Consider the following 6,978-nt stretch of genomic DNA (forward strand, 5'->3'; position numbering starts at 1 on the left):
ACCCCATGAATAAGCTGCTGACTGCTCTCCGCCACGTGGCTAGCTACTTGTTGCCCATCAAGCGCCGTGTGCAGTCTGTGCACAGTGGGGTGGTAGAGGTAGTATTGCACGAGGGGCGCAAGGTGCTGGATACAGCCCACGCCAACTACTCCTACGGGTCTTTGCAGCGGGTGCTGCGCTACGGCCTGCTATTCACCGAGCCCGCGGCCCCGGGCCCCATTCTGGTTTTGGGGTTGGGTGGGGGCTCGGTGGTAGAAACCCTGCGCCGAGAGCACCAAGCTACGGGCCCCATTACGGCGGTAGAACTCGACCCAGTGCTAATTCAAGTTGCCGACGCGGAGTTTGGTATTCGGGCCGGGGCCGGACTGGATATTGTGTGTGCCGATGCGTTTGCATGGGTTCCAACTGCGCCGACAGCCGAATTTCGGCTGGTCATAATCGACCTGTTCATTGATCTGGACTTGCCCGCGGGCTTGCAGGCACCGGCCTTTTGGCAGCACATATGGCGCCTTTTGCAGCCGGGTGGGTACGTACTATTCAATACCCTCACCAAAGATTCCTTGGTAGTAGCTGGCCAGGATGTGGCGGCGTACCTACCCACAGTGGGCTTTGCGGTAAAGGAAGTGGAAGTAGAACAATACAACCGGTTGCTGGTGCTGCATAAGGCTACAGGAAATGAAGGAGCCACATTCCGTGGCTGAGGTAGGGTTTTGCTGGGCAAGTGCTTTCTTTGCAGGCTCAACCTCTACTCCTTATGGAAATCATAAAGCACCTGCTGGACTTCGTTCTGCACCTGGATAAGCACCTGACCGAGTTAGTTCAGGATTACGGAGTCTGGACCTATGCCATCCTGTTCCTAATCATCTTCGTGGAAACTGGGGTGGTAGTGCTACCCTTCCTGCCCGGCGACTCGCTGCTGTTTGCCGCCGGTACCTTGGCCGCATTGCCTGGCTCTCCGCTCAATATATGGGCTATGATTGGGCTGCTGATCTTGGCCGCTGTGCTCGGCGACACGCTCAATTACCACATTGGCGACTATCTGGGGCCACGGGTGTTTCGCGAAAACTCACGATTTCTAAAGCGTGAGCACCTCGAAAAAACGCAGGCCTTCTACCAGAAACATGGCGCTAAAACAATTATCATAGCCCGCTTTATTCCCATTATTCGCACGTTTGCCCCCTTTGTGGCCGGGGTAGGCACCATGAGCTACACGAAGTTTCTGTCGTACAATCTGGTAGGGGCTGTACTATGGGTAATTCTGCTTACTGGTGCGGGCTACTTCCTGGGAAGCATACCCTGGATTCAGCATAACTTTGGACTGTTCACGATAGGCATCATTGTGGTATCTGTGCTGCCAGCCGTATTTGAGTTCTTGAAATCTCGTCGTGCTCCGGTAGCGTAGCCGTGGCAACCGTACGTGGCGTACAGCAGTACTACCTAAACCGTCCCGGCCGATCTTGTGGTCGGGGCGGTTTTTTCGTTGCATTATAGTAGACCAAAAATGCCCGTTGCTATGCGTGAATTTGGCCTTATCGGACGCACTCTGAGTCACTCTTTCTCTCAGACCTATTTCTCCCAGAAGTTTCACAACCTGGGGCTGTCTGATCACCAGTATGAGTTGTTCGAGCTAGCTGCCGTTCAAGATCTGCCTGCACTACTCCAGCAACATCCTGAGTTGTGCGGCCTCAACGTCACTATCCCGTACAAAGAGCAGGTGTGGCCTTTCTTGGACGAAGTAGCGCCCTCGGCCGCGCGGGTGGGCGCCGTCAACGTCATTCAATTTGCCTCGGATGGCCGCCTGATTGGGCATAACACCGATATGATTGGCTTCCGGGATTCCTTGCAGACGTTTGTGCCCGCTGGTTTCGATGGCCGGGCGCTGGTGCTAGGTAGCGGCGGGGCTTCCAAAGCCGTGGAAGTAGCCCTGCGCGACTTAGGTATTGGCTACTGGGTAGTGTCGCGCAACCCGCTGGGTAGTGGCCTTACCTACGAGGAGCTAACGCCCCGCCTTGTGCAAGAGCACTTGCTCATCATCAATACTACTCCGCTAGGCACTCACCCCAATGTGCAGGAGTGCCCCGCTATTCCCTACGGCTCCCTCACGGCCAGTCACTACCTCTACGACCTGATCTACAACCCCCGCGAAACCGAGTTTATGCAGCGCGGCCAAGCTGTTGGGGCCCAAACCAAAAACGGATTTGAGATGCTATGCCTCCAAGCGGAAGCTGCCTGGCAGATCTGGAATGAAGAGCCCCTAGACCAGTAAAGCACAAGTAGAAGCAGAGTGCGCCAGTGTTGGGCTTCTGGCGGTAGTCTATGGGCTGTTAAGCTACTGCCCGCCGCCTTGCTGGCCGCTGCCGCCACCTTTGGAGTCGTCGTTGCGGATAGTGCGGCGTTGACGCTGTCCACCCTCTAGCTTGCCGAAGCGGTAATTGAAGGAAAGGCGAAAGGAGCGCTGGTAGGAGTAGAAAATGCCTTGGTTGATGAAATCGGGGGTAGTAGTGGTGCTGCGGAACTCGCGGCCGGGGGCCAAGAAGTTGTTTGCACCCAAGATAATGTCGGCCTTCTCCGCAAGCAACAGCTTCTTCACGCTCAGGCCGTAGTACAGGCCACCCGAGTAGCGGGTTTGCAGTTCCACGCCGCCCGTCCAGAAACCGCCGTAGCCTTGTAAGGTGTAAGCCTTACCCAGCTTGAGCGAGGAATTGATGTTCATGTATATGCTGGCGCGGCGGTTGGGGCGGTTCAGCAGGGCGCTACGCAGGTTGGTATAGTCGCCGCTGAGGTTGCTGCTCAAGTCCCAATCCTTAAGTGGCTTCCAGGAGCCGTACAGGTTTACTCCGTAAATGGTGGTAGTAGACAGGTTGCCGTAGGTAGTTTCGTTGCGAGCTAGCTTCTCGTTATAGTCGCTGAATCGTTCAATAGAATTGCCCGTGCGCCGCACAAAAGCAGAAGCGTTGAAGGATGTTTTTTCCGCGAAGGTGCCGTACGTCAGTTCCGCCAGTTGGGCCATCTCGGGGCGCAGCTTGGGGTTTCCAAAGCTCACCGAGTTAGGGGTTACCTGGTTTACGTAGGGGTTCAAGAAGTAAATTTGGGGGCGCTGAATGCGGCGGGAATAGCTGAGCCGTAGCGTTTGGCCATCTTTCTTGAGCGTGCGGGTGGCGCTGAGGTTGGGCAGTACATTCAAGTAGTCGTTGGAAAAGCGGCCAGCTTCGTTTTGAAACTCGCCCTGAATGTCTGTGCGCTCCAGGCGGGTACCCAAGCTAAAGGCGTACTTCTTACCGAGGGAAAAATTATAGGTGCCATAAGCCGCCAGCACGTTTTGGTGGTAGTCGAAGCGGTTGGAGCGGAGGGGACTGCGCACAAACCCCGTCTGCTCACTGGTTAGCAGCGTGTCCAGGGTATAGTCGCTACTCACTTGCCGACGAATGTGCTTGGCTCCAACTTCCAGCGTATTCTTCTCCCCGAAAGGCTGAGTGTAATCGGTTTGGAAGGTGGTTTCGAGGTTGCGGGCCAGGTTGCGGCTAGCCTCCTGATATTCAATGGGGCCGCGTAGCTCGCTAGTCGGGAACTGGTCGAGGCGGTACTGCTCGCGGCTACGGTTGCTGGTATGCTGGGCCAGTACGCTCCACTCGCGGCGGGGCTGCTTCTCGCCAAAGGTGCGGGTATACCCCGCGTTCAAATCAAAATTCCGGCTTTGGTCCTGCCGGTTGATATCGCGCGAGTACAGGGTGTCAAGCTTGGGCTCGCCCTGATATTGGTTGAATAGCTCCTGTGGGGTGCGGTTGTTGTACAGGTTGCCGTTGCCGCTGATAGTGAAGCTATGTAGCGGGGAAGGGTCATAGGTCAGCTCTACTTGTCCGTAGCCACCCTGGCCTTGGTTGCGGGAGGTAGTGCGCTCATTGAGCTGGCCAACTGCGCCGTTGGGCAAAAAGCTGGTTCGGGTGGTACTGCTGCGAAAGGGGTAGCGGTTGCGGAATCCGCTGAGCTTTGTGTTCACGCCTACTACGCCCCGCTTAGCGTTTAGGCTCCCATTCAGCCCCTGGTTGCGGTTGCCGCCGCTGGCTCCTACGCTCCCGTTCATGCCCTGCAAGCTGTTCTTCTTCAGCACAATATTGATGACCCCGCCGGAGCCTTCGCCATCGTACTTGGCCGAAGGGGCCGTAACTACTTCAATCGCCTTAATCTGGTCGGCTGGAATTTGCTTGAGTGCTTCGGCAAGGTTGCCAGATAGGAGAGCCGAGGGCTTGTTGTTGATGAGGATGCGTACGTTGCTGGTGCCGCGCAGCTGCACGTTGCCTTCACCATCTAAGTTGACCAGGGGTGTTTTGCGCAGAATGTCGGCCGCGGTGCCGCCGGTGTTGCTCGCGTCTTGGTCGGCGTTATACACCAGGCGGTCGGGCTTGGTTTCCACCACGGGCCGCTCACCAGTTACTGTCACGCCAGCCAGATTTTGGGCGGCACTAGCAAGGGTAAGAGCCCCCACCTCGGTAGCACTGCTAGTAACGGTGACGGGCTCAAAGCGGGTAGTGTACCCCACAAAGCTGAGCTGCAACCGGTAGGAACCGGCTGGCAAATCCTTAAGCTCGAACCGGCCATCGGCGTCGCATGCCGTTCCAGTAAGGGGCGTAGTGCCGGTGGCTGGCAGTAGCGCCACAGTGGCATATTCAACGGGTTTTTTAGTGGTGGCATCTACCACGCGGCCCGTAAGGCGGCCCGTGCCTTTAGGGCTGGCGGTGGTAGCAGGAGCAGTAGTGGTTTGGGCCCAGGCCGCTGGCGCGGCCAGCAGGGCCAATAGTGCTAGCGTAAAAGCTTGCTTCATATACGGGTGGGAAAGGATAGACTGTAGGAAGGATAGTAGTAGCCACGGGTAAGAGCCCAATCGGCGGTAATTGGTGGCACAACGCTGCAAACGTATCGGGTATTTCATCAGCCCAATGCTATAATTCAACAAACGCTATTTTCTGGTGCTACCAATTACCGCCTCGTCTCAACCAGCACGGCTACAGCTGCATTGCGCCGGCATTTCACTAGCACAGCAAGCTGGTAACAGGCAGTTACAGGCCGCTAGTAGGTTCTGCTTAGGCATTCATAGAAACCAGCCGGGCTTTGATTGATGCACGAGTAGCTACTGGTTGATTACTGGGCAGCGGGAGCGAGCCAATTAGCTATTTTCGCCCGTTGGTGGCCCGTGGTGGCAGCCGTTCTTGTATGTCGCTCTCCTCTTCTGCTGCCCGCCGCCCCTTTGCTTGGCCCGCCCTCCTGAAGCGCCTGCCGTGGCCACATTTGGTGTGGCTGGGGTTGCTGCTGTACTTCGATATTCAGCTGCGCCTACTGCGGGTGGGGCCTTTCCTACCCATGCTGGAAGACAACTTCTGGCTGAATGCTTTCCTGACCGACGTGCTCGACTCGGGGCTGTTTTACCTGAACTGGCTGGTGATGCCGCGCTTGTTTGTACGCACGCGTTTGCCAGCGTATTTTCTGGTGCTTGGCCTGGGGCTGGCCGCCTTCGCGGCCTTACGCATTGGCCTGAGCTATGCCCTGGAGGAAGTGAAGATTCAGGGAGTGCCCCAAACGCTGGCCTACTACGTGCAGGTGCTGCAAGCCTACTACTTGCTGCTGGGCGGGCAGATTGTGTTGCTAAGCTTTTTCCTGCGCCTAGCGGGCGACTACCTGCGCGAGCGGGAAGACCGGCGCGAGCTGGAAAAGCAGCATTTGCGTACCGAGCTGGCGTTGTTGAAAACCCAACTGCACCCGCATTTTCTATTCAACACGCTCAACAATATCTATTCGCTCACGCTCAACTGTTCGCCTCAGGCCCCGGAAGCAGTGCTGCGCCTGTCGGAGTTGATGCGTTACCAGCTCTACGACAGCGCCGACGATACCGTGCCCCTGGCGCGCGAAATCAGTCACTTGCAGAGCTTTCTTACCCTGCAACACTTACGCCTGCCGCCAGACGAAGCCGATGAGGCTATTCAGTTCTCTATTCTGCTGCCGCCCGGTGCCGAGTACGCCTACCAGTTGCCGCCCATGCTCTTGCTGCCGCTGGTAGAAAACGCTTTCAAGCACGGCGACTTAACGGCCCGCCCCCACGTAGTTCGGCTGACCCTGCACCTCACCGAGGATAGCCAGCTGCACTTCTCCGTCCGCAACCGGCAGTCTCCCCACGCTACGCCCGAGGCGCCAGGCGGCGTAGGCCTAGCCAACCTGCGGCGGCGTTTGGCGCTGCTCTACCCCCGCCAACACGACTTAGTAGTGGTAGCCAACGCCGAGGAGTATTCCGTTCGCATGACCCTGCATTTGGCCCGGCAGGAGAGCAGGCGGCGTACAGCCGAAAGCCTCCGGTAGCTTATTGGTATAACCCGCGTAGGGGCGCTGGAAGATTATTTTTACGTAATTCTAGTTTCGTTTCTCTTACTCCTTTTTCCTCCGATGGAGCCCACGTCCTCTGTTCGCCGTCCGTTGAGTTGCGTTATCGTCGATGACGAACACCTGGCCCTTCATGTGCTGGCGGAATATTGCGCGCAGGTTCCGTTTTTAGAGCTCAAAGGTCAGTTTCATGATGCACTGGCTGCGGTAGCTTTTCTACAGGACACACCCGTAGATGTCGTTTTTCTGGATATTCAGATGCCCCGCCTGACGGGACTACAGCTGGCGCAGCTGCTACCCCAGCCGGGGCCGCGTATTATCTTCACCACGGCCCACGCCAACTACGCCGTGCAGAGCTACGAGCTGCCCGCCTTAGACTACCTGCTCAAGCCTATCTCTTTCGAGCGGTTTGTGCAGGCAGCCCACCGGGCCCGGGCCGCCCTGAGCCAGCCGACGCCGGCGGCACGCCCGCTACCCCCGAGGCCCCCGAAATGGGTGGGGCAGTGGGAGAGGAAGCCCTTTTTGTGCGCCACGACAACCGCCTGCGCCGGGTACTGGTAGCCGATATTTACTACGTAGAAGGCCAAAAGGAATACTTGATGCTGTACACAG

At 57.3% G+C, this 6,978-nt stretch carries 6 protein-coding genes; 5 read left to right on the plus strand and 1 reads right to left on the minus strand.

Annotation, left to right across the window (positions count from 1 at the left end; all coding sequences use genetic code 11):
• The first annotated feature begins 5 nt into the window (after window positions 1-5).
• From VI25_RS11795 to VI25_RS11805, 3 genes are all read left to right on the plus strand, one after another.
• Entirely contained in the window at window positions 6-701 is a 696-nt protein-coding gene (locus VI25_RS11795) for a spermidine synthase (RefSeq protein ID WP_045689677.1), read from the plus strand.
• A 53-nt stretch (window positions 702-754) separates the two neighbouring features.
• On the plus strand, window positions 755-1,402 hold the full coding sequence (locus tag VI25_RS11800) for a DedA family protein (protein ID WP_045689676.1): 648 nt from the start codon (window positions 755-757) through the stop codon (window positions 1,400-1,402).
• Window positions 1,403-1,513: 111 nt separating this feature from the next.
• Window positions 1,514-2,266, plus strand: coding sequence for a shikimate dehydrogenase family protein (locus tag VI25_RS11805; RefSeq protein ID WP_055562522.1), 753 nt, complete (start codon window positions 1,514-1,516; stop codon window positions 2,264-2,266).
• Window positions 2,267-2,329: 63 nt separating this feature from the next.
• Here the strand turns inward: VI25_RS11805 and VI25_RS11810 are convergent, their stop codons facing one another.
• Window positions 2,330-4,819: a TonB-dependent receptor domain-containing protein gene (locus VI25_RS11810; RefSeq protein ID WP_045689675.1), complete on the minus strand. Its 2,490-nt coding sequence runs from the start codon at window positions 4,817-4,819 to the stop codon at window positions 2,330-2,332.
• A 389-nt stretch (window positions 4,820-5,208) separates the two neighbouring features.
• Between VI25_RS11810 and VI25_RS11815 the strand changes: the two genes are divergently transcribed.
• Complete coding sequence (locus VI25_RS11815) at window positions 5,209-6,345, plus strand: sensor histidine kinase (RefSeq protein WP_052695419.1); 1,137 nt, start codon at window positions 5,209-5,211, stop codon at window positions 6,343-6,345.
• An 84-nt stretch (window positions 6,346-6,429) separates the two neighbouring features.
• Window positions 6,430-6,927, plus strand: coding sequence for a LytR/AlgR family response regulator transcription factor (locus VI25_RS11820; protein WP_055562521.1), 498 nt, complete (start codon window positions 6,430-6,432; stop codon window positions 6,925-6,927).
• Window positions 6,928-6,978 lie beyond the last annotated feature (51 nt).

This window comes from Hymenobacter sp. AT01-02, from assembly GCF_000961955.2.
GTDB lineage: Bacteria > Bacteroidota > Bacteroidia > Cytophagales > Hymenobacteraceae > Hymenobacter > Hymenobacter mucosus.